Consider the following 22,225-nt stretch of genomic DNA (forward strand, 5'->3'; position numbering starts at 1 on the left):
CCCCGTGCCAGCCCGACCCCGCCCCGGCCTGACCCCGCCCTCGTGCCCGGCCCGCCCCCGTCGTGTCAGCCGTCGAGGCGCCGGCGCAGCACATCGATCGGCAGGTGCGGCACCGTCGCTTCGCCGAACTCCGGCAGCCCCACGACCGGCCCGCTCTCCGCCAGCCGCAGCCCCGCCGCCGCGCAATAGCCGCGGAGATGCCGTGGCTCCATGTTGTAGAAGCTCCCCGTGCCGTAGTCGATCCGCACCTCGGTCACCGCCGGCCGGGCGCTGGCCAGGCACGCGCCCATCGGCAGCCCCAGATCGCTGGGCGAGGTGGGCGTGTGGGCGTTGCCGGCCACGACCAGCGCGGGCTCGGCGCGCGCCGCCAGCACCCGCTCCGCCATCAAGGCGTCGCGCTGCGACCAGTCGCCGGTGAACATCCCCCCGTCGAACAACGTGACCGTCAGCTCCTCGAACGCCCCGAGCACCGCCAGGTGCCCCGCCGTGACGCGCCCGTCGCCCAGCCACCACAGCGGGTGGTCGAGCGCGGCCCCGTCGGACAGGTACGCGTCGAGTTGCGGTTTCAGGTCCTCCGGCCATTCCAGGGCCAGGCAGGTCAGCCCGAGCAGCCGCATGAGAGCCCCGATGACCAGCGGGTTCTCCCTGACGCCGTGCATCTCGCCGAGGAGCACCAGCCCCGACTCCTCGACCGAGCGCCTGGCCCGGTCGAGCGCCTCCGGCTCGAAGGGCAGCTCGTAGTCGTCCGTACCGAACTCGGCGACGGCCCGCATGAGGCCGTCCAGCGTGTCGACGGCTGGCATGCCTCCAGCCTCTTCGCCTCCGTCCCCCCGCGCAACGCCTCCCGCGCAACGCCTCCCGCGCAACGCCTCCCGCGCCACGCCTCCCGCGCGACGTCCCTCGGCAGGACGGCCCGGTGCGCGACCTCCGCGTGCGCATGACGAAGGCCGGCTTGGCGGGATGCCTTGCCGGTCGAGGAGAACGAGCTGGGAGCGCCGGTCGATGCCGTGGCCGTGCCGCGCCGGCCAGGGCTCTGTGCCGGCGGCCGGTCAGCCGGTGGACAACCGGTCGAACAGCGCGAGCGCCGCCTGGCGTACCTCCTCGGGAGAGAGGCCGTCCAGCGTGTTCCTGGCATGGGTGATGTCGCGCGTCGTGGCCAGGGTGATGGCCACGGACGAGGCGGCGGCACGGTCGATCGATCCCGTCGGGGCGGCGTCGGCCAACTGCTGGGCGCTCGCGGCGAGGTCGAGGTTGTCTCTCAACGGATCTCCTCGGATGAAGACGGCTCGGCCCATTGCATCATTTGACGTCGTGTCTCATCCACCATTCGGTGAATTCCTGGCATCGCCCGTCGGGCTCAAAGCGGACCACCCAGAGGTTGCTGTACGTTTTGTCCGGATATGTAGTAACTCCTTGGATAACGCTCACGTCGTCCGTCACGCTCACCGGATGCCACTCGAACGTCGCCTCACCCGGTTTGTCCTGCCGGCCCAGCCACTGCGACACGATCTCGTCGCGTCCCTGCCACGGTGAGCTGTAGGGCTCGGTGTAGTAGACGGCGTTCTCGGTGAACAGGGCGGCGATGTCGTCGGGATCATTGGAGTTCCAGGCGCGTACGTATCCCTCGATCCAGGGCCGTGGCTCGACCATGAGCTCATCCTCTCAGCGGATCGTGTCCCACGGTCAGCAGGGCACGCCGCGAGTCGTCGTCCGTCCTGCTGTCGAGCGTCTCCACCAGCTCCACGACCTGCTGCATCACCTCGATGTCCGTCTTGGTGAGATCCGTCTTGCGCTTGTTCAGAACGTGCAGCACCGCCCGCCCCAGCTCGTCGATGCCCAGGTCGGGGTCGGGCGGGAAACCCTCCTCGTCGGAGGCCGCCGCGAGCAGGTACGCCCGGAGCTCCTCGGAGGTCATGTTGACGCCCCGGTGGAAGTCCTCCCACAACCTGCCGATGTCAACTTCCTCAGTCATAACCGGCCGCCTACCCGTGGGCTCCGACGTTACGCACCTGGCCCGCCAACCCCCGCCCCACCCGCTCATGCCGCGCTGCGGCGCCTTCGCGGCGCCCTCGTGGCGTTCTGAACCGCGCTCTGAACCGCGCTCTGAGCCAAGCCGAGCTGGGCCCTGAGCTGCGCGGAAGCCGCCGGGCTTCACCGTTCGCGGAAGATTTCGCTTTTGTTGATGTTCGGAGGTATTCAGGGGCCCCTGCTCTCACTCCGTCAGGGTGGAGTCGTCCCGGCGTGGGGACGCAGGGGCGGCTCTGAGCGGACGTGCCGCGAAGGAGGGGACGGCAGGTGCCGCGGGTCGGAACGGGCGGTCTGCCAGCCGCCCGCCCTCACCCGCTGCACCTGCCGGAAACGGCTACGAGTCGAGGTGGGATGGGCCGGTGCTGCCGCGCGGGGTGAGGACGGCGGCCCGGTCCTGGTAAGGGGGCACGCTCTCGCCGGCGATCAACGCCAGCAGCCGCTGCGCCGCGTGCGCCCCATAGGCCGGGATGTCCCGGGTCAGCGCGGTGAGCGGCGGCCGGACGACCTGCGCGAGCGGCGAGTCGTCCCACGCCACGATCGACAGGTCACGCGGCACGTCCACCCGCATCTCCTGGGCCACGGACAGCCCCGCCACGGCCATGATGTCGTTGTCATAGACGATCGCCGTGGGCCGGTCGGGCGAGCTGAGCAGCCGCCGGGTGGCCCGCGCGCCCTCTTCGCCGGTGTAGTCGGTGTGCACGATGACGTGCTCGGCGACACCCGCGCAGGCGGCGGCGAACGCCTGGTCGCGCACGGTCGTGTGGACCAGCTCGGGCAGCCCGGCCACCCGGGCGACGCGGCGATGGCCGAGGGCCACCAGGTAGCCGACGGTCTCGCGGACGGCCTCGCCGTCGTCGGACCAGATGGCCGACAACGAGCCGGCCTCGGAGGGGTGCCCGATGACGACGGCGGGCATGCCGAGCCGCTCCAGCTCGGCCACCCGGGCGTCGGAGTAGTGCAGGTCGACGAGGAACACGCCGTCGATGCGGCTCTCGCCCCACCAGTGCCGGTAGACCTCGCTCTCCTGCTGGTGGCTGGTGACGACCTGGAGGAGCAGCGCGTACGAGCGGTTCGCGAGCACGCCCTCGATGCCGCTGATCAGCTCCATGAAGAACGGCTCGACGCCCAGGATGCGCGCGGGCCGGCAGAGCGCGAGGCCGACGCAGTTGGCCCGGGCGCCGTTGAGCGCCCGCGCGGCGCTGTTGGGGCGCCAGCCGAGCTCGTCGGCGATGGCGACGATTTTGGCCCGCGTCGCCTCCGACACCCCGGGCTGCCCGTTGAGCGCGTAGGAGACCGCCACCTTGGACACTCCTGCCAGGCTGGCGATGTCGGCGATCGTCGGTCGCTTCACGAACTCCCTCTCTGAACCGGATAACCCTCCATACTGTAGGACACCGGTGCCGCGCGGCGGCGTCGCCGTGCGGTAAGAGCGTTAACCGTTTAAGTCGCGTGCCAGGGCCGCGCGTCCTGCGTCTCCTGGGATCCGGCGGCGACGCGCAGCGCGTACGTGGGCCGCTCCGCCCCAGCCACCGGCCCGAGGTAGGAGTGCCCGGTCAGGTGGCACCAGGCCGGCAGGTCAACGGGGGCGGCGGGATCGGCGGCGATCAGGTGGATCACCGCGCCGGGGCCGGCCGCGCGCACGTGGCGGCGCAGCTCGATGAGCAACTGGACGCACAACTTGTCGCCGCCGTCCACGACCAGATCAGGCATGCGTACAGACAATCATGACGCCCGGCGTCCCGAGACGCCGGGTGATCACGAGACGCCGGGCGGCGAGGTGGAGTCCTTGATCACGAGACGCCGGGCGGTGAGGTCGAGTCTCTGATCACGAGCTGGCACGGCATCTTGTGCACGCCGGGCGTGGCCTTGCCGTCGATGGCCGCGAACAGGTGCTGCGCCGCCGTCCGGCCGAGCAGCTCCAGGTTCATGTCCACGGTGGTCAGCGCCGGCCGGGTCTCGGTGGACAGCACCTCCCAGTTGTCGTAGCCGATCACCGCGATGTCGTCCGGCACCCGCCGCCCGCGTTCCCTGGCCGTCTCCACGAACCCGGCCGCTATCTGGTCGCTGCCGCAGAACACCGCGTCGATCTCCGGCTCCGACATCAGCAACATCTCCGCCGCGTGCCGTCCCCACCGCTGTGACCACGCGCCGGACAGCGTCTGGCCGGCCTGCGGCAGGCCCGCCTCGGCGAGCGCGGCCAGCAGGCCCTCCTCGCGGTCGCGGGCGGCCTTGTAGTGCATCGGCCCCGTGACGTGCGCGATCCGGCGGCGGCCCATGGCGAGCAGGTGGTTGACGGCCATGGCGGCCGCGCCGACGTCGTCGGGGACGAACGACACGTCCGAGGGGTCCTCGGAGGGGCCGTAGGCGTAGACGACGGGGACCTGCAGGTCGTCGCTCACCGACGGGCGCGGGTTCGTGCTCTCGCCCACCACGATGAGCCCGTCCACCCGGCGTGACAACAACGCCCGCAGGTGGTGCTGCTCCCTGATCGCGTCGCCGCGCGCGTCGCAGAGCAGCACGGCCATCTCGCCCGCGCCGAACGCGTCCTCCGCGCCGAGCAGCACCGGGATGCCGAACCGGCCGGCGCTGTCGGAGGTCAGCAGCCCGACCGTGCGGGTCTGCCCGGACAGCAGCCCCCTGGCCAGGGCGTTGGGCTGGAAGGAGAGCTCCGCCGCGGCGGCGAGCACGCGCTCGCGCGTCGTCGCCCGCACATCCTGGCGCCCGTTGATGGCCTTGGACGCCGTGGCGATCGAAACCCCCGCCAGCGAGGCCACATCGTTGATGGTCGCCCGCTTACTCGCCATACTTCGAAACCCTTTTCGGTCATCTGAGAACTGTCTAGCACCCTAGCACCCATTGACATGGGCTCATGTTTCTTCTACGTTTCCGAAAACCTTTAAGTCCAGGAGTAGACCATGAGACGAAGGCTGGCCGGGATCTCCCTCCTCGGTGTGTTAACGCTCACAGCGGCGGCCTGCGGCAGCAGCGGCGGCGGCGGCGGTGGTGGTGGGAGCACGCAGCCGGCGGACGGTCCCGTGACGATCACCATGTGGACCCGCGCGGCCACCCAGACGCAGAGCGAGCGGCTGGTCAAGGCCTACAACAGCAGTCACAAGAACCAGGTCAAGCTCACCGTCATTCCGACCGACAACTATCAGCCGCGCATCGCCGCCGCGGCCGGCGCCAAGCAGCTCCCCGACGTCTTCGCGGCCGACGTCATCTTCGTCCCGAACTACACCTCACAGGGCCTGTTCCTGGACGTGACCGACCGGATCGCGGCGCTGCCGTACAAGGACGGGCTCGCGCCGTCGCACATGAAGCTCGGCACGCTCGACGGCCGTCAGTACACGCTGCCGCACACCCTCGACCTGTCCGTCTGGTTCTGGAACAAGGACCTCTACACCAAGGCCGGCCTCGACCCCGAGAAGGGGCCGAAGACGCTGAAGGAGTTCGCCCAGCAGGCCACCACGATCCAGGAGAAGCTCGGCAAGGACGGCAAGGTCCACGGCACGTTCTTCGGCGGCAACTGCGGCGGTTGCTACGTCTTCACGTTCTGGCCGTCGGTCTGGGCCTCCGGGGGCCAGGTCATGAACGCCGAGGGCACCACCTCCCTCAACGACCAGCCGGCGATGAAGGACGTGTTCGCGATCTGGCACGACCTGTACGCCAAGAAGGCCACCGGCCCGACCGCCAAGGAGGAGCAGGGCCCGACCTGGACCGGCTTCTTCCCCAAGGGTGAGATCGGCGTCATGCCGATGCCCTCCACCACGCTCGGCACCATGCCCGCGGACATGAAGATCGGCGTCACCCCGATCGCCGGCCCCGACGGCGGCGAGTCGACGTTCGTCGGCGGCGACTCCATCGGCGTCTCCGCCACGACCAAGAACGCGGACGCGGCCTGGGAGTTCCTGTCCTGGACGGTCGGCGACGAGGCCCAGGTCGAGGTCATGGCCAAGAACAAGGACGTGCTCGCCCGCACCGACCTGGCCAGCAACAAGTACTCCGCCGAGGACCCGCGCGTAGTCATGATCAACTCGCTGGTGGCCAAGGGCCAGACGCCGTACGCGCTGCGCTTCGGCCAGACCTTCAACGACCCGCAGGGCCCGTGGTTGCGGCTGGCCCGCGAGGCCGTGTTCGGCGACGCCGCGAAGGTTCCCCAGCTCAACGCCGAGATCACGAAGTCGCTGCAACAATGACTTTGACGATCACCCGATCCGGGCGGCGGCCGGCGCACACCGCGCCGCCCGCCCGGTGGCGGAGCAGGAAGGTTCAGGGCTGGCTGTACGCGGCGCCGACGGCCGTCATCGTGGGCGTGTTGTTCCTGGCGCCCCTCGTGCTGGTCGTCTGGATGTCGCTCAACCGCTGGCCCCTGCTCGGCCCGGCCACCCTGAACGCCCCCGCCAACTACCTCAAGATCGCCGACAACCCGCTCTTCGTCGACGCGATCCTCTTCACGCTCAAGTACACGGCCATCACCACCGTGCTGCTGTCGGGCGTGGCACTCGGCCTGGCGCTGCTCGTCCAGGAGCGCAAGCCGGGCATCACCTTCTTCAGGACCGCGTTCTTCCTGCCGGGCGCGGTCGGGTTCGCCGCCGCCGGGCTGCTGTTCTACGGGATGCTGAACAACGACTTCGGCCCCATCGACCCCATGCTCCAGACGCTCGGCATCACGAGCGAGCCGGTCAAGTGGATCGGCACGCCGAACATGGCGCTGTTCTCCACGATCACGCTGGTGCTCTGGCGCTTCGCCGGGTTCAACATGCTCATCCTGCTGACCGGCCTGCAGGCGATCCCGACCGAGGTCTACGAGGCCGCCAGGACCGACGGCGCGAACCGCTGGCAGATCCTCACCCGGGTCACGCTGCCGCTGCTGCGCCCGACCCTGGCGCTCATGCTGATCCTCAGCGTCACCGGCTCGCTGCTGGCCTTCGACCAGTTCTTCGTCTTCACCAACGGCGGCCCGGACAACAGCACGGTCTCGATGGTCATGGTGGTCTACCGCGACGCGTTCTTCCGCTTCGACCTCGGCGGCGCGGCGGCGCTCTCGGTCGTCCTGCTCGTGGCCCTCGTCGGGCTCAACACGGTGATGATGCGGAGGTTGCGATGAGCCGGTATCTGACGCTCTCCGCGCTGGCGGTGCTCTTCCTGTTCCCGCTGGTCTGGAGCGGGTACGCCTCGCTGGAGGAGCCGGGCAACTACCTGGAGATGGCCGCCTTCGGCGAGGGGCTCGGCACGTACGCGACGAACAGCGTGCTGGTGTCGGGGATGACCGTGGCGGGCACACTGATCGTCTCGGCGCTCGGCGGCTACGGCTTCGCCCGCTTCGACTTCCCGGGCAAGAACCTGTTGTTCCTGGCCACGCTGGCGATCCTCATGGTGCCGTACGCGACGATCCTGATCCCGCTCTATGTCCTGCTCGGCTACATCGGCCTGCAGAACTCCCTGGTCGGGCTCTCGCTGGTGTTCGTGATGTTCCAGCTTCCCTTCGCGTTGTTCATGATGCGCAACGCGTTCGAGGCGGTGCCGCGCGAGCTGGAGGAGGCCGCGCTGGTGGACGGGTGCGGCACGTTCAAGGCCTTCTCCAGGATCCTGTTGCGGGCCGTGCGGCCGGCGCTGGTCACGGTGGGCCTGTTCGCGTTCCTCGCCTCGTGGAACGACTTCTTCGCGCCGCTCATCCTGCTCAACGACGGCGCGTCGTTCACCCTGCCGGTGGCCGTGGTCAGCATGACGTCGCGCACGATGGGCGCGGTCGACTACGGCATGCTCCAGGCGGGCGTCATGGTCATGGCCATCCCCTGCCTGATCCTGTTCATCGTGCTGCAGCGCCACTACGTGCGCGGATTCATGTCGGGAGCTCTGCGTGGCTAATCCTGTCCTGCCCTCATCGGGCGTCCTGTCCCCTCTCGGCCTCGACGCCGTACGGCTGTCACCCGGTTTCTGGGGCGACCGGGTCGCGCTGAACCGCGAGATCACGATCGCGCACTGCCGGGAATGGGAAGAACGCGAAGGCTGGATCGGCAACTTCAGGGGCGAGCGCCCGCGCCGGGGCCGGGAGTTCAGCGACTCGGAGATCTACAAGCTGCTGGAGGCCATGGCCTGGGCGGATCATCCCGGCCTGCCCGAGCTGGCCGGCATCGTGGCGCAGGCCCAGGAGGGCGACGGCTACCTCAACACCCGCTGGGCCGGCAGCCGCTACACCGACTTCGAGTGGGGTCACGAGCTCTACTGCTACGGCCACCTCATCCAGGCCGGGGTCGCCCGGCTGCGCATGCACGGCGCGGACGCGCTCACCGAGGTCGCGGTGCGGGCCGCCGACCACGTGTGCCGCCGGTTCATGGAAGGCACGCGGACGTGCGGGCACCCGGTGATCGAGACGGCCCTCGTCGAGCTCTACCGCGCCACCGGCACCGAGCGTTACCTGGAGATGGCCCGCCGCTTCGTCGACCGGCGCGGCCTGCCCGCGCTCGGCGAGATCCACTTCGGCCGCGGCTACTTCCAGGACGACGTGCCCGTACGGCAGGCGCAGGTGCTCCGCGGCCACGCCGTGCGCGCCCTCTACCTGGCCTGCGGCGTGGTGGACGTGGCCGTCGAGACCGGCGACCAGGAGCTGCTGAAGGCGGTCGAGTCGCAGTGGGAGCGGACGATCGCCCGGCGCACGCACCTGACCGGCGGCATGGGGTCGCGGCACGCCGACGAGTCGTACGGCGAGGACTACGAGCTGCCGCCGGACCGCGCCTACTCCGAGACGTGCGCGGGCATCGCCTCGATCATGCTGGCGCACCGGCTGCTGCTGGCCACCGGCGACGTGCGCTACGCCGACGTGGCCGAGCGCACGCTCTACAACGTGCTGGCCACGGCCACGGCGCTGGACGGGCGGTCGTTCTTCTATGCCAACCCGCTGCGCGTGCGGGTGCCCGCGGTGCCGCTCGACGGCGTGAACCACGCCGCCGAGGGCGGGCTGCGCTCGCCCTGGTTCGACGTGTCGTGCTGCCCCAACAACATCGCCAGGACGCTGGCCTCGCTGCCCGCCTACGTCGCGGCCGCCACCCCGGACGGGATCAGGATCCACCACTACACGCCGGGTGAGATCAGGCACGGCGGGCTGGCGGTGCGGGTGGAGACCGGTTATCCGTGGACGGGCTCGGTGAGCGTGCGGGTGCTGGCCGACGGGGAGGGACGGATCGGGCTGCGGGTGCCCGCCTGGGCCGCCGACGCGACGCTCGCGCACGTCCCGGCGTCCTCGCCGCAGACGCCGCTGCCCGACGGCCCGGTCATCCGGCCGGTCGGCCCCGGGTACGCCCACGTCGACGGGCCGTGGCGGGCCGGCGACGAGATCCGGCTGGAGTTGCCGATGGCGCCGCGGTGGACGTTCCCCGACCGGCGGATCGACGCGCTGCGGGGGAGCGCGGCGGTGGAGCGGGGGCCGCTGGTCTACTGCGCGGAGGCGGTGGCCGACGAGCCGGCGCTCGGCGATCTGACCGCGCGGGTCGAGCCGCCGGTGGAGCACGACGTGGACGGCGTGGTGGAGCTGGAGGTGGCGGCGTCGCTCGGCCCGGAGGAGGGGGGCGGCTGGCCGTACTCGTCCGGGGCGAACGGCCACGCGGCGGACACGGATCTGCGGTTGCGGCTCATTCCTTACCACCGGTGGGGCAACCGGGGTCCCGCCACCATGCGCGTCTGGCTACCGATCTAGGAGAGGCACGTGCGGAGATCGTTGGTGTATTTGGCGGTGTTAGCGCTCACAACGTCCTTGGCGGCCGCACCCTCGCACGCCGCGCAGGACGACCTCGGCCTGCCGGTGTTCACCGGCGCCGATCCCGTGCCCGCCGAGCCCGTGGGCTACCAGCCGCGCCGGATGATGGCGGAGATCTACAAGCGGGAGAAGGGCGGCGACTCGTACTGGATCGACCGCATGCTCGCCCGGCCGGGTGCCGACCCGGCGGGCACGTGGCTGATGTCGCGCGGGCGGGCGCTGTTCATGAAGGAGCACGATCCGTCGGTCATCGGGTTCGGCGGGTACGTGGCGTACTGGGAGAGTGTCGACAACCGGGACGCCTACGCGATCTCGCTCGGGACCGGCCTGACCGAGGACGTGCCGAAGCGGCTGCAGATGCCCAGCCACTGGACCGGCCAGTACGCCGGGGACGGGCTGGCGGTCGGGGTGAAGAAGTTCATCACCCACGAGAACGTGGCCGTGACGACGCTGGAGATCACCAACACGGGGGCGGCGGCGCGGTCGGTGCCCATCACGGTGACCTCGCCCTACGCCAGGACGGCCGCCGGCGACCGTGAGCTGACCGGGGTGATGGCGGCGAAGAACAAGCTGACCACGATCTTCCCGAGACTCAGCGGCGACGGGCTGAAGGCCGCGGACGGCGCGCTCAAAGGCTCGGTGACGGTCGAGCCGGGCAAGACCGTGCGGGCCAAGGTGCAGATGGGGTTCGTCACCGAGGAGCTGGCCGGATCGCGGGCGGAGTACGACGGCTACCAGGGGCGTTCGCCCGAGCAGGCGCTGCGGCGCCAGCTCCAGGACTACAACGCCTGGTGGGCGGAGAACCTGCCCTACATCGACGTGCCCGACGAGAACATCAAGAAGTTCGTGTACTACCGCTGGTGGCTCATGCGCTTCAACTTCCTCGACGCCGACATCCCGGGCAACGACTTCCAGTTCCCGACGTCGGTGGAGGGGGCGCTGGGCTACAACAACGCGATCGTGCTGACCGTGCCGATGTTCGTGCAGGACCTGAAGTATCTGCGCGACCCGATCTACTCGTACGGGCCGTGGGTGTCGGCGGGCGAGGTCTCGCGTAACTCGAAATATACGGATAACCCGGGCGACCCGGAGAACTGGTCGAACAGCTACACCCAGTACATCTCGGCCGCCGCCCTGGAGAGCTACCAGATCCACGGCGGGCAGCCGCAGATCCTGCGCAACCTCGCGCGCTACGCCGAGAAGGACGTCCACGGGCAACTCGACGCCTACGACTCCAACGACAACGGCGTCATCGAGTACGACTGGGAGGCGATGACCGGCAACGACGCCGACGCGGTGTCGTTCCACTACTACGACCGGGCCAACGAGCGGCTCGAAGGCGCCTACGTCTACGCCAACGCGATGGCGGCGGCGCAGGCGTACGAGTTGTCGGGCGACGCGGCCAAGGCCGCCGAGCTGCGCGGCGTGGCGGAGAAGGTGAAGAGCGGCATCCTGACCCTGCTCTGGGACGAGCAGGCCAAGCTGTTCAAGCACCGCGACCTGCAGACGGGCAACCTGATCCCGTGGAAGGAGTCGAACAACTACATCCCGTACGCGACGGGACTGGTGCCGACGGACGACCCGAAATATCGGGAGGCGCTCCGCTTGTGGGCCGACCCCGCTGAATATCCGATCTTCCCGGCCTATACCGCCAACCAGAAGGACAAGGCGGAGGCCGCGGCGGCCGGCCAGCCCGGCTCCAACAACTTCTCGCAGATCAACTCCACCCGGAACTTCGCGCTGTTCTCCAAGGCGCTGCGCGACTACGCCTCGCCGTACGTCACCGCCGCCCAGTACAAGCAGCTCCTGTACTGGAACGCCTGGTCGCAGTTCGTCGGCGGCGACACCCGCTACCCCGACGCCAACGAGTTCTGGGCCGACTGGAACCCGGCGACCAAGAGCATCGGCTACCGCTCCTGGATCCACCACACGATCCTGGGCAGCAGCAACTGGACGGTGATCGAGGACGCGATGGGCCTGCGCCCGCGCTCGGACGGCAAGGTCGAGCTCTGGCCGGTGGACATCGGCTGGGACCACTTCACCGTCAACGGCGTCGACTACCGGGGCGACGACCTCACCATCGTCTGGGACAAGCCGGGCGACGGGACCCGGCACTACGCCGGCGTGCCCGAGGGCTACTCGATCCTCGTCGACGGCAAGCGCAAGGTCACGCTGGCGGGGCTCGCGCACGCCGTCTGGGATCCCCGGACGGGCCGGGTCGAGGGCGGCACGGTGCTGCACGCCGAGAAGGCCGCGATGAAGGCGCCTGCCGAGGTCGAGCTGACCGGCGACCGGGTCGAGGATCTGTTCCAGAAGGCCGGCGTGGACCTGCGCTCATCCCGGCCCGACCTGGTCGAGTCCGTCACCGCCTCGCACGGCGACGCGGCGGGCGCGGCCGACGGGTTCACCATCAACGAGCCGTACTGGGGCAGCGCGGGCTCGGGCCAGGCTCAGGACTGGCTGGAGGTCGATCTCGGCGCGGCCCGCAAGGTGGACCGGCTCAAGCTGTACTTCGTCAACGACCGCAAGGCGGGCGGCTACAGCGAGCCGGCCTTCTACACGGTGCAGCGGCTCGACGGCGGCACCTGGAAGGACGTGCCGAAGCAGGCCAGGACGCCGGTCTACCCCCGGGCGAACCTCAACGAGGTCGCCTTCCCCGCCATCACGGCCGGCAAGCTGCGCGTGCTCGTCACCCACCGGCCAGGCCACGCGACGGGGCTGAAGGAGGTGCAGGCGTACGCGACCGGGGCGAAGCCGCCGCCGGTGGCCAACCGGGCGCCGTACGTGCTGGCCGTGCCCGACCCGGCGTTCGGCCGGCCCGGACAGGCCCGGGTGGAGGCCGTGGTCAAGGACGACGGGCTGCCGTCGGGGACGCTCACCACGCAGTGGTCCAAGGTGGACGGCCCCGGTGAGGCGTTCTTCACCGAGCCGGCCGGGACGACGACGGTGATCGCGTTCTCTGAGCCGGGCGCGTACACGCTGAAGCTGACCGCGGACGACGGGCAGAAGAGCACCGCCGCGACCGTGACCGTCACCGCCGCGGCCCAGGGCGAGCAGGCGAACGTGGCCCCCTACGCCACGCCCACCGCCTCCTACACCTCGCCGTGGGAGAAGGTGAGCGCGGTCAACGACGGCATCGACCCGCCGCGCTCCAACGACGGCGCCAACCCGCGCTGGGGCACCTGGCCGCAGCAGGGCACGCAGTGGGTCCAGCTCGACTGGCCGGCTCCCGTGCGGGTGAACAAGGCCGACGTGTACTTCTTCGACGACGGCGGCGGCGTGCGCGTCCCCGCCTCGTGGAAGATCCAGCAGTGGGACGGCGACTCGTTCGAGGACGTCACCGGTGCCGCCTCCTATCCGGCCGCGGCCGACGCCTACAACACCGTCTCCTTCGACACCGTCACGACCTCGAAGCTCCGGGTCCAGCTCGAATCCGGCGGGGCGTCGGTGGGGCTGCTGGAGTGGAAGGCGTACGCGGTGCCGCCGGACTCGGTGCGTCCCGTGCACGTCCCCACCCTGGCCGGCACGCTGCCCGCGCTGCCCGCCACCGTGGAGACCCGGTACGCCGACGGCGGGCGCGGCCGGGCCGCCGTCACCTGGCAGCAGGTGACGGCCGACCAGGTCAGGACCGGCGGCACCAGCTTCACCGTCGCCGGGCTCGCCGAGGGTGTGCGCGGGACCGTCCAGGCGAGCGTGTACGTCAGGACGACGTCGGCGGTGACCATCACCTCGATCGCCGGGGAGGCGGTCACCACCAGGGCCGGGGTGGCGCCCGTGTTGCCGGGGACCGTGGTGGCGACGTACAACGACGGGTCCAGGGACGGCTCGGTGGCCGTCACCTGGGAGGCGATCGGTCCTGACCGGTACGCCCAGCCGGGCACGTTCACGGTGCGCGGGCAGGTGCCGGGCACGACCGTCGCCGCCGAGGCCACGGTCACCGTCGAATAGCGCCCGTCCTGTCCTGGCCCGCACCCGGGTCAGGACAGGACTCGGCGGTAACGGCCTGGAAAAGCTGCCGGCATCCATCCCGACACATCCCGGTAAGGCGTCATAATCCTGTTCGACGGATGGCGTGCCGGAGATCGGGGGGCGCAGGGCACCATGGCTGGATTCGCCAAGCTCACCGGAGCAGTCGGAAAGGTGACGTTCGCGCGGATCTGCTCGGTCGTCCTGGCGGTGGCGTCGCCGGTCCTCGGCGTGGCCGCGTTGATCGTCTGGGCCGGGCTGCCCCCGGAGTGGACGCCGTCCAGGACGGTGACCCCGCAGTCGGCGGTCGCGCTGACCTTCCCCGCCGTCGGCGCCTTCCTGCTGTTCCACCGCCCGAGGCAGAACCTGGCCTGGCTGATGTGCGCGGGCGGCTTCGGCGCCGGGCTGAGCGACTTCGCGCACTCGCTGATGTTCCGCTTCGCCGCCGACGGCGACGTCGTCACCGCGAGCCTCATGCGGGTGCCGATCCAGCTCGGCTGGGTGGTCTGCGGCGTGGCGCTGACGATGGTGCTGCCGCTGTACTCCCCGGACGGCCGCCTGCCCTCCCGGCGCTGGCGGCTCGTCCTGGCGCTGGGCGTCGGCTCCCTCCTGCTCCAGTTCGTGCGCACGGTGACGCGGATGCCGCCGCCCGCCGCGGGCTACCCGTACCCGCGGATCATTCCCAACCCGCTGCAGATCCCGGCGCTGGAGCCGTACGCCGAGCTGATCGGGGTGGCGAGCTGGGTCGGCATCTACACCGCGATGGCGCTGGCGGCGCTCTCGCTGGCGCTGCGGCTGCGCCGCGCCGACCCGGTCGGCCGGCGGCAGATCGGCTGGCCGCTGTTCGCCTTCTCCGGCTACATCGTGTTCCTGGTCGCGACCGTGTTCGTGCCGGAGGCCCTGTGGCTGGCCGTCGCCTGGGCCGCGGCCATCCCGTTCGCGATCGCGTTCGCGGTGATGCGCTACCGGCTCTACGGGATCGACACGGTGATCAGCCGCGCCTTCGTGGCGGCCGGGCTGGTGGTCGTGGTCAGCGCCGTCTACTTCGGCGCGGGCACGCTGTCCAGCGTGCTGGTCGCCGGCTACGACGAGGTCGCCGGGATCGCCGCCGCGCTGTTCGCGGGCGTGTTCTTCCAGCCCCTGCGGCGGCTCCTGCAGCGGGCCGTGGACCGGCTCCTGTACGGCGCCGTCGGCGACCCCGGCGTGCTGGCCGAGCGCCTGACGCAGGCGGTCCGCCGCGGCGATCCGGCCAAGGCGCTGACCTCGGTGGTGAGCGTGCTGCGCGACGGGCTGGCGGTCGAGGGCGTGGCCGTCGAGGTGGCCGACGGCGAGCCCCGCTACGTCGAGAGCGGCCGGGTGGGCGACCATCCGCGCGAGGTGCCGCTGGTCTGGCACGGCGAACGCGTCGGCCGCCTGCTCGTCGGGCCGCCGGGGCCGCGCCGCTTCCCCGCCGCGCACAACGAGCGGGTGCTGGCCACGCTCACGCCGTACGCCGCCGACGTGGCGCACGCCGTACGGATGGCCGCGGACCTGCAGCGCTCGCGCGAGCGCATCCTGACCACCAGGGAGGAGGAGCGCCGCCGCCTGCGCCGCGACCTGCACGACGGGCTCGGCCAGACCCTGTCGGGGATGGCGATGACCATCAACATGGCCCGCCTCAGCCTGAAGAACTCCCCGGACGCGGCCGACGAGCTGCTGCGGGAGCTGCACGCCGGCATGAGCGCGGTCACCTCGGACATCCGCGAGCTCGTGTACGGCCTGCGCCCGCCCGCCCTCGACGACCTGGGCCTGGCCAAGGCCGTGCGCGACCTGGCCGGGCAGTCGTCGCCGGACACCCGGGTCGAGGTGGCGGTGGAGGGCGTCCTGGCCGACCTGCCGGCCGCCGTCGAGGTGGCGGTCTACCGGATCGTCCAGGAGGCGCTGACCAACGTCCGGCGGCACGCCCGCGCCTCCTCCGCCGGCATCGTCCTGCAGCGGGAGCACTCCGTGTTGCGCGTGCTGATCGCCGACGACGGTGTGGGCCTGCCCGAACGCCACCGCGCCGGCGTGGGCCTCGGCTCGATGCGCGAGCGGGCGGCGGAGCTGGGCGGCATCTGCGTGGTCAGCGGCGAGCCAGGAACGGGCACCAAGGTGGAGGTCATGCTGCCGCTCCCGGCCGCGCCCCGCCTGGACGCCCCGGAGGTCAGCCCGTCACCATCGGCCCGGTGACCCGGCATGAGCGTTCGCTCATGCCGGGCGCGTGGTCCGGCATTGGCGCGCAGGCCCGGGGCTGCGCATAGTGGGGGCCATGAGCCGAGCTTTGACGGTCGCTGTGATCGGTGACTACGACAAGACATTCGCCCCCCATGTGGCCACTGAGGACGCGCTCGGCCACGCCGCCGCGCACCTGGGCGTCGAGGTGCGGGTGCGCTGGCTGGCGACCGAGCCGCTCGTGTCCGACCTGTCCGGCGTGCGCGCGGCCGACGTGTTGTGGTGCGCGCCCGGGAGCCCGTACCGGAGCATGCGCGGCGCGCTCGCCGCGCTCCGGCACGGCCGCGAGCAGGGTGTCCCCACCCTGGGAACGTGCGGCGGCTGCCAGCACATGGTGATCGAGTACGCCCGCCACGCGCTCGGGTTCGAGGACGCGCAGCACGCCGAGTACGACCCCTACGCCTCGACCCTGTTCGTCTCCGAGCTGGCGTGCTCGCTCGCGGGCCAGACCATGCCCGTCACCTTCACCCCGGGCTCCAGGGTGGCGAGCCTGTACGGCGGCACGGAGGCGGAGGAGCGCTACTACTGCAACTTCGGCATCGATCCGGCCCACCAGCGCACCCTGCACGACGGCGGCCTGCTCGTGACGGGCGTCGACGGCGACGGCGCGGCCCGGGTGCTGGAGCTGCCCGCGCACCCGTTCTACCTGGCCACGCTCTTCGTGCCGCAGGTGCGGTCGCGGCCGGGCTCGCCGCACCCGCTCGTGACCGGTCTGCTGCGCGCGGCGCTTTGACGTTCACGCAGCTCAGGATCCTGCGGGCGGTGGCGCGCATGGGCAACATGACGCGCGCCGCGCAGGAGCTGAACACCACGCAGTCCGCCGTCAGCCACGCCCTGCGCAGCCTGGAGGGCGAGCTCGGCGTCACGCTGTTCGTCCGGGGCAACCACGGGGTGAGCCTGACCGCCGCGGGACGGGCCGTCTGCCACCGCGCGAACCTCATCCTCACCCAGCTCGAAGCCCTGGAGCAGGAGGCGGCCGCGGCGCGCGGGCAGGACGGCGGCAGCCTGCGCGTCGGCGTCATCCCCAGCGCCAACGCGCGGCTGCTGCCGGGGATCCTGCGGGCCTACGGTGCGGCGCATCCCCGCGTGCGGCTCACCGTGATCGAGGGCTCCGATCAGGAGGTCGTCGAATGGCTCCAGACCGGCGCCGCCGATGTCGGCACCGTGAGCTCCGCCGCGCCCGGTCTGGTGACGGCGCCGCTCGCCCGCGACCGCCTGCTGGCCGTGCTGCCCAGCGGCCACGATCTGAGCGTCGAGGCCGCGGTGCCGGTCACCGAGCTGGCCCGGCATCCGTTCATCATGTCCACGGGCGGCTGCGAGCCGTTGATCACGGCGCTCGCGGGGGCGGCCGGCGTGCGCCTTCGCTGCCATTACCGCGTCCGCGACACGGGCAGCATCCTGGCCATGGTGGCCGAAGGGCTCGGCGTGAGCATCATGCCCGAGTTGTCGCTGCCCGCGCACCTCGCGGGCGTCGCCGCGATCCCGCTTCGGCCTGCGGCGGAGCGCACCGTCCTGCTGGCCCTGCCCGCCGACCCGCTGCCCGCCGCCACCGCGTTCGCCGAGCTGGCGCTCCCCGGCGGCGCTCTCACTCGCGATCGGCCTGCCTGAGCGCCGGCAGGCCGATCGCGAGGGCCTGGAGCATGCGCGTCATCGTGGGCAGGAACTGCGGGCAGGAGGCGGCGAGGTCGGGGTCCTGGGCGTAGAGCTCGACGATCGTCGGCGGGGGGTTGGAGATGGGATAGAGGATGCCGGCGACGGTGACGGCGGCGGAGACCAGCTCCGCGCCCTCGCTCTCCGTCAGGCCGCACGCGGGGCCGACCGCCGCGCCCAGCTCGGCGACCACACTGTGCGCCGCCCGTTTGTACGCGCGGGCCGCCGGGACCGACACGTTGTGCTCAAGGCTGGTGGCGGAGTGGCTGATCAGGTCGCAGAGCAGCGGCCGGTCGGCGATGGTCTCCGTCAGCGCCGCCACCACCCCTCCGACGCGGCCCGCCGCCTCGGAGGGGTCGCCCTTCCGGGAGCTTTCGCGGGAGAGGTCACCCTTCCGGGCGACACCGTCCTGCTGGGCGGTGTCGTGGAGCCGGGTGACGACCGCCTCCGCCCAGCCCGCCCACTCCTCGCCGGCGAGCTCCAGGTAGATCTCCTCGCGGCTGCCGAAATAGCGCATGATGTTGGACTTGGCCAGCCCGACGGCCTCCGCGACCGCGCCCAGGCTGACGTTGCGCACGCCGGAGGAGAGGGCGAGCTCGCGCGCGGCGGTGAGGATCGCCTCGCGCCGCTGCTGCTTGTGCTCCGGCCGTCTGGCCCGGAGAAATGCGGACCTCGTCATGTCGGTGTCAGCATACGGTCAAGCTTAAAGAACACCGTTCTCTTGTTAAGAGTACACCGTTCTGTTAGCTTCACGGAGTGCATCGGGATCCGGCGGGTGAAAGGAAGCACGTGACAGAGATACGGATGCGGGTGAACGGCGCCGACGAGTCCCTCGACGTCGAGCCGTGGGTCAGCCTGCTCGACGCCCTGCGCGACCGTCTCGGCCTCACCGGCTCGAAGAAGGGCTGCGACCAGGGCGCCTGTGGCGCGTGCACGGTCCTCGCGGACGGCGTGCGGATCAACGCGTGCCTGGCCCTGGCCGTGCAGTACGCCGGCAAGGAGATCACCACGGTCGAGGGCATCGCCAAGGACGGCGGCACGCACCCCCTGCAGGAGGCGTTCGTCCGCCACGACGGCTTCCAGTGCGGCTACTGCACCTCGGGCCAGCTCTGCTCGGCGATCGCCATGCTGCGTGAGCACGCCGCGGGCATGCCCAGCGCCGTGACGAGCCCCGGCGCGGACACCGAACTGAGCGACGACGAGATCAGGGAGCGGATGAGCGGCAACCTGTGCCGCTGCGGCGCCTACAACGGCATCGTCGACGCGATCAAGGACGTGGCCGGGCAGGGGGCGTCATGAGGCCGTTCGCGTACGTGAAGCCCGCCGACGTCGCGGCGGCCGTCCAGGCGGTCGCCGAGCCCGGCGCGAAGTTCCTCGGCGGCGGCACCAACCTGGTCGACCTGATGCGTGAGGGCGTCGAGCGGCCGGACACCGTCATCGACGTCACCGGGCTGCCGCTCGACGAGGTCGACGAGCTGCCCGGCGGCGGGCTGCGCGTCGGCGCGCTGGTGCGCAACAGCGCCCTGGCCGCCGACCGGCGCGTCCGCGCCCGCTACCCGGTGTTGTCGCAGGCCGTCCTCGCCGGCGCCTCGGCCCAGCTCCGCAACATGGCGACGGTCGGCGGCAACCTGCTGCAGCGCACCCGCTGCCGCTACTTCTACGACCAGGCCGCGGCCTGCAACAAGCGCGAGCCCGGCGACGGTTGCGACGCGATCGACGGGTTCACCCGCTCGCACGCCGTCCTGGGCGTGAGCGCGAGCTGCATCGCCGCGAACCCCTCCGACATGTGCGTGGCGCTGGCCGCCCTGGACGCCGTCGTCGAGGCGCGGAGCGTGCGCGGGACGCGGCGGATCCCGCTGGCGGACTTCCACCTGCTGCCGGGCGACACGCCGCAGATCGAGACCGCGCTGGCCGCCGACGAGCTGATCACGGCGGTCGAGTTGCCGCCCGCGCCGGTCGCGGCCCACTCCCGCTACCGCAAGGTGCGCGACCGGGCCTCGTACGCGTTCGCCCTGGTCTCCGTGGCCGCGGCGCTGGAGGTGCGGGACGGGACGGTCGCGGAGGTGCGCCTGGCCCTGGGCGGCGTCGCGGCCAAGCCGTGGCGGGCGCGGGAGGCTGAGCGGATCCTGCTCGGGGGGCCGGCGACCGAGGAGGCGTTCGGCCGGGCCGCCGAGGCCGAGCTGGCGCCGGCCAGCGTACGGCCGGGCAACGCGTTCAAGATCGGACTGGCCCGCGCCACGATCGTGGCCACGCTGCGCGAGCTGAGCACGGGAGAGGACGCGTCATGAGCACCGACCACGCCGAAACGGCCACCACCACCGAGAGTGCCGTCGCGGCCAAGTACGTCGGCCGGCCCGTCGACCGGCTCGACGGGCGCGCCAAGACCACCGGAGAGGCGCGGTTCGCCGCCGAGCACCAGTACCCCGGCCTCGCCCACGCCGCGCTCGTGCACGCGCCGATCGCCCGTGGCCGCGTCACCGCCGCCGACACCGCGGCGGCCCGTGCCGTGCCCGGCGTCATCGAGGTGCTCACCCATGAGAACGCCCCGCCGATGAAGCCCGCACCCAGCAGGAGCCTGCTGGACCTCAGCTCCCTCGTCGTGGCCACGTCGGTGAACTACCTGGCCACCGACGAGGTGCACTGGAACGGCCAGCCGATGGCGGTCGTGGTCGCCGAGACGCCGGAGGCCGCGCGGTACGCGGCGTCCCTGGTGCGGCTCACGTACGAGGAGTTGCCCGCCGTGGTGGACTTCGCGGCCGAGGAGCCGAACGCCACCCCGCAGAAGGGCAACGCGCTGCAGCCGGGCGGCGGCGACAAGGGGGACGCGCGGGCCGCGCTGGCGGCCGCGCCGGTCTCGGTGGACCTGCGTTTCAGCACGCCGCCGCACCATCACAACGCGATCGAGCCGCACGCGACGACCGCCGTGTGGGACGGCGACCGGCTGACCGTGCACGAGGGCACGCAGTCCGTCACGTGGTTGCGCCGGCATCTCGCCAAGCGGTTCGGCGTGCCGGAGTCGTCGATCCGGGTGCTCGCCCCGTACGTGGGCGGCGCGTTCGGCGGCAAGATCATGGTCTGGGCGGGCACGTTGCTCGCCGTGCTGGCGGCGCGGGCGACCGGCCGGCCCGTACGCCTCGCGCTCACCAGGGAGGGCGTCTACCACACGGTCGGCGGCCGGACCGCGAGCACGCAGCGGGTCGCGCTGGGCGCGGAGACCGACGGCAGGCTGACCGCGCTCATCCACACCAGCGTGGCCAGGACGGGCCGGATCGGCGGCGCCCCCGAGCAGATCACCTCCGCCTCCGGGCACCTCTACGACGCCCAGAACATCCACCTGCGCCAGAACCTCGTCCAGCTCGACCTGCTCTCCAACACCTCCATGCGGGCCCCCGGCGAGTCCATCGGCACCTTCGCCCTGGAGTCGGCGGTCGACGAGCTGGCCTGGGAGCTGGGCATGGACCCGATCGAGCTGCGCATGCGCAACGAGCCGGAGCGCAACCCGCTGGACGGCAAACGGTTCGCGCACCGGCTGTTGCGCGAGGCGTACGCGGAGGGGGCCGAGCGGTTCGGCTGGCACGAGCGCGATCCGCGGCCCGGCTCCATGCGGGACGGGCGCTGGCTGGTGGGGATGGGCGTGGCCGGCGCCTACCACCCGTCATTCGTGATGCCGGCCAGCGTCGCCGTGCGGTTGTCCGCCGACGGCGGGGTCGTGGTGCGCTGCGGGCTGCACGAGATGGGCATGGGCGCCGCGACCGCGCAGGCCCAGATCGCCGCCGACGAGCTGGGCGTGCCGCTTGCGGCGGTGCGCTTCGAGTACGGCGACTCCGATCTGCCGCCGGGGCCGATGGCGGGCGGGTCGGCGCAGACCGCGAGCGTGGCGGCGAGCCTCGTGGCCGCCTGCCGCAAGCTGAAGGGCTCCGTGCTCGCCCTGGCCCGGCGCGCGCCGGACTCGCCGCTGCGCGGGCGCAGGCCGGCGGACCTGGAGGCCCGTGACGGCGGGCTCTTCCACGGCCGGGCCGGCGAGACGTACGCGGCGATCCTGGCCAGGGCGGGCCGCGACCACGTGGAGGCCGTGGTCAAGGCGAACATGCTCGCGTTCATGGCCAAGACCCTCCGCGACCGCAGGCGCTGGGTGAAGGCGGCCAGTGGGGCGCAGTTCTGCGAGGTGCGGGTCGATCGGGACACCGGTGAGGTACGCGTGTCGCGCTGGGTGGGCGTGTTCGACGTGGGCCGGGTGATCAACGCGAAGACGGCCGCCGGGCAGCTCCGCGGCGGCATCGTGATGGGCATCGGCATGGCGCTGTCGGAGGAGACCCTGGTCGATCAGCGCACCGGGCGGATCGTGAACGCGAGCCTGGCCGACTATCACGTGCCGGTGCACGCCGACATTCCCCGCATCGACGTGCACTACCTGGACGAGCCGGACCCGACCATGCCGCTGGGGCTGATCGGGGTGGGGGAGGTTGGCATCACGGGGGTGGCCGCCGCGGTGGCGAACGCCGTACGGCATGCCACCGGCAGGCGCGTCCTCGACCTGCCCATCACCCTCGACAAGCTGCTCCCGCTCTGAGCGCTCGC

At 71.7% G+C, this 22,225-nt stretch carries 19 protein-coding genes; 11 read left to right on the forward strand and 8 right to left on the reverse strand.

Annotated features, from left to right (window positions below; genetic code table 11):
* Positions 1-65 precede the first annotated feature (65 nt).
* The 7 genes from ACWD0F_RS26310 to ACWD0F_RS26340 all read right to left on the reverse strand — a co-directional run bounded on the left by ACWD0F_RS26310 (position 66) and on the right by ACWD0F_RS26340 (position 4,832).
* Entirely contained in the window at positions 66-803 is a 738-nt protein-coding gene (locus tag ACWD0F_RS26310) for a hypothetical protein (protein ID WP_449879765.1), read from the reverse strand.
* A 246-nt stretch (positions 804-1,049) separates the two neighbouring features.
* A complete protein-coding gene (locus ACWD0F_RS26315; protein WP_449879767.1) occupies positions 1,050-1,262 on the reverse strand; it encodes a hypothetical protein in 213 nt (70 codons plus the stop codon).
* Positions 1,263-1,299: 37 nt separating this feature from the next.
* Positions 1,300-1,650, reverse strand: coding sequence for a YybH family protein (locus ACWD0F_RS26320; protein ID WP_449879769.1), 351 nt, complete (start codon positions 1,648-1,650; stop codon positions 1,300-1,302).
* 4 nt (positions 1,651-1,654) lie between these two features.
* Complete coding sequence (locus ACWD0F_RS26325) at positions 1,655-1,972, reverse strand: DUF3140 domain-containing protein (protein ID WP_449879771.1); 318 nt, start codon at positions 1,970-1,972, stop codon at positions 1,655-1,657.
* A 390-nt stretch (positions 1,973-2,362) separates the two neighbouring features.
* On the reverse strand, positions 2,363-3,379 hold the full coding sequence (locus ACWD0F_RS26330; protein WP_449879773.1) for a LacI family DNA-binding transcriptional regulator: 1,017 nt from the start codon (positions 3,377-3,379) through the stop codon (positions 2,363-2,365).
* An 89-nt stretch (positions 3,380-3,468) separates the two neighbouring features.
* Positions 3,469-3,738, reverse strand: a complete 270-nt coding sequence (locus ACWD0F_RS26335) for a sulfurtransferase TusA family protein (RefSeq protein WP_449879775.1) — start codon at positions 3,736-3,738, stop codon at positions 3,469-3,471.
* An 80-nt stretch (positions 3,739-3,818) separates the two neighbouring features.
* Complete coding sequence (locus ACWD0F_RS26340) at positions 3,819-4,832, reverse strand: LacI family DNA-binding transcriptional regulator (protein ID WP_449879777.1); 1,014 nt, start codon at positions 4,830-4,832, stop codon at positions 3,819-3,821.
* 111 nt (positions 4,833-4,943) lie between these two features.
* Between ACWD0F_RS26340 and ACWD0F_RS26345 the strand changes: the two genes are divergently transcribed.
* From ACWD0F_RS26345 to ACWD0F_RS26380, 8 genes are all read left to right on the forward strand, one after another.
* On the forward strand, positions 4,944-6,224 hold the full coding sequence (locus ACWD0F_RS26345) for an ABC transporter substrate-binding protein (protein ID WP_449879779.1): 1,281 nt from the start codon (positions 4,944-4,946) through the stop codon (positions 6,222-6,224).
* The gene (locus tag ACWD0F_RS26350) at positions 6,221-7,135 is read left to right on the forward strand and encodes a carbohydrate ABC transporter permease (RefSeq protein ID WP_449879781.1); all 915 of its coding nucleotides are present in this window, start codon (positions 6,221-6,223) and stop codon (positions 7,133-7,135) included. Before ACWD0F_RS26345 ends, ACWD0F_RS26350 begins: the two co-directional genes overlap by 4 nt.
* Positions 7,132-7,896 (forward strand): carbohydrate ABC transporter permease, encoded by a 765-nt coding sequence (locus ACWD0F_RS26355; RefSeq protein ID WP_449879783.1) that lies wholly within the window; start codon positions 7,132-7,134, stop codon positions 7,894-7,896. Before ACWD0F_RS26350 ends, ACWD0F_RS26355 begins: the two co-directional genes overlap by 4 nt.
* On the forward strand, positions 7,889-9,721 hold the full coding sequence (locus ACWD0F_RS26360; protein WP_449879785.1) for a glycoside hydrolase family 127 protein: 1,833 nt from the start codon (positions 7,889-7,891) through the stop codon (positions 9,719-9,721). The genes ACWD0F_RS26355 and ACWD0F_RS26360 overlap by 8 nt, the downstream gene beginning before the upstream one ends.
* Positions 9,722-9,757: 36 nt before the next feature.
* Positions 9,758-13,729 (forward strand): galactose-binding domain-containing protein, encoded by a 3,972-nt coding sequence (locus ACWD0F_RS26365; protein ID WP_449879786.1) that lies wholly within the window; start codon positions 9,758-9,760, stop codon positions 13,727-13,729.
* Positions 13,730-13,882: 153 nt separating this feature from the next.
* On the forward strand, positions 13,883-15,955 hold the full coding sequence (locus tag ACWD0F_RS26370) for a sensor histidine kinase (protein WP_449879788.1): 2,073 nt from the start codon (positions 13,883-13,885) through the stop codon (positions 15,953-15,955).
* Between the two features lie 79 nt (positions 15,956-16,034).
* Positions 16,035-16,730 (forward strand): CTP synthase C-terminal region-related (seleno)protein, encoded by a 696-nt coding sequence (locus ACWD0F_RS26375; protein ID WP_449879790.1) that lies wholly within the window; start codon positions 16,035-16,037, stop codon positions 16,728-16,730.
* Positions 16,727-17,605 carry a LysR family transcriptional regulator gene (locus ACWD0F_RS26380; RefSeq protein WP_449879792.1) on the forward strand — a complete coding sequence of 293 codons (879 nt, stop codon included), beginning with the start codon at positions 16,727-16,729 and terminating at the stop codon, positions 17,603-17,605. Before ACWD0F_RS26375 ends, ACWD0F_RS26380 begins: the two co-directional genes overlap by 4 nt.
* Here ACWD0F_RS26380 and ACWD0F_RS26385 read toward each other — a convergent pair.
* Entirely contained in the window at positions 17,583-18,326 is a 744-nt protein-coding gene (locus tag ACWD0F_RS26385; protein ID WP_449879794.1) for a TetR family transcriptional regulator, read from the reverse strand. The genes ACWD0F_RS26380 and ACWD0F_RS26385 overlap by 23 nt on opposite strands.
* Positions 18,327-18,451: 125 nt before the next feature.
* Between ACWD0F_RS26385 and ACWD0F_RS26390 the strand changes: the two genes are divergently transcribed.
* Genes ACWD0F_RS26390 through ACWD0F_RS26400 form a run of 3 tightly spaced genes read left to right on the forward strand, consistent with a single transcriptional unit; the run spans position 18,452 to position 22,217 of the window.
* A complete protein-coding gene (locus ACWD0F_RS26390; protein ID WP_449879984.1) occupies positions 18,452-18,946 on the forward strand; it encodes a (2Fe-2S)-binding protein in 495 nt (164 codons plus the stop codon).
* Complete coding sequence (locus ACWD0F_RS26395; protein WP_449879796.1) at positions 18,943-19,935, forward strand: FAD binding domain-containing protein; 993 nt, start codon at positions 18,943-18,945, stop codon at positions 19,933-19,935. Before ACWD0F_RS26390 ends, ACWD0F_RS26395 begins: the two co-directional genes overlap by 4 nt.
* A complete protein-coding gene (locus tag ACWD0F_RS26400; RefSeq protein ID WP_449879798.1) occupies positions 19,932-22,217 on the forward strand; it encodes a xanthine dehydrogenase family protein molybdopterin-binding subunit in 2,286 nt (761 codons plus the stop codon). The genes ACWD0F_RS26395 and ACWD0F_RS26400 overlap by 4 nt, the downstream gene beginning before the upstream one ends.
* Positions 22,218-22,225: the final 8 nt, after the last annotated feature.

This window comes from Nonomuraea sp. NPDC002799, from assembly GCF_053592075.1.

Coding starts and splice junctions, on each gene's coding strand:
- ACWD0F_RS26310 (WP_449879765.1), bottom strand. CDS start 803: ATGCCAGCCGTCGACACGCTGGACGGCCTCATGCGGGCCGTCGCCGAG.
- ACWD0F_RS26320 (WP_449879769.1), bottom strand. CDS start 1,650: ATGGTCGAGCCACGGCCCTGGATCGAGGGATACGTACGCGCCTGGAAC.
- ACWD0F_RS26325 (WP_449879771.1), bottom strand. CDS start 1,972: ATGACTGAGGAAGTTGACATCGGCAGGTTGTGGGAGGACTTCCACCGG.
- ACWD0F_RS26335 (WP_449879775.1), bottom strand. CDS start 3,738: ATGCCTGATCTGGTCGTGGACGGCGGCGACAAGTTGTGCGTCCAGTTG.
- ACWD0F_RS26340 (WP_449879777.1), bottom strand. CDS start 4,832: ATGGCGAGTAAGCGGGCGACCATCAACGATGTGGCCTCGCTGGCGGGG.
- ACWD0F_RS26345 (WP_449879779.1), top strand. CDS start 4,944: ATGAGACGAAGGCTGGCCGGGATCTCCCTCCTCGGTGTGTTAACGCTC.
- ACWD0F_RS26350 (WP_449879781.1), top strand. CDS start 6,221: ATGACTTTGACGATCACCCGATCCGGGCGGCGGCCGGCGCACACCGCG.
- ACWD0F_RS26355 (WP_449879783.1), top strand. CDS start 7,132: ATGAGCCGGTATCTGACGCTCTCCGCGCTGGCGGTGCTCTTCCTGTTC.
- ACWD0F_RS26370 (WP_449879788.1), top strand. CDS start 13,883: ATGGCTGGATTCGCCAAGCTCACCGGAGCAGTCGGAAAGGTGACGTTC.
- ACWD0F_RS26375 (WP_449879790.1), top strand. CDS start 16,035: ATGAGCCGAGCTTTGACGGTCGCTGTGATCGGTGACTACGACAAGACA.
- ACWD0F_RS26385 (WP_449879794.1), bottom strand. CDS start 18,326: ATGACGAGGTCCGCATTTCTCCGGGCCAGACGGCCGGAGCACAAGCAG.
- ACWD0F_RS26390 (WP_449879984.1), top strand. CDS start 18,452: ATGCGGGTGAACGGCGCCGACGAGTCCCTCGACGTCGAGCCGTGGGTC.
- ACWD0F_RS26395 (WP_449879796.1), top strand. CDS start 18,943: ATGAGGCCGTTCGCGTACGTGAAGCCCGCCGACGTCGCGGCGGCCGTC.
- ACWD0F_RS26400 (WP_449879798.1), top strand. CDS start 19,932: ATGAGCACCGACCACGCCGAAACGGCCACCACCACCGAGAGTGCCGTC.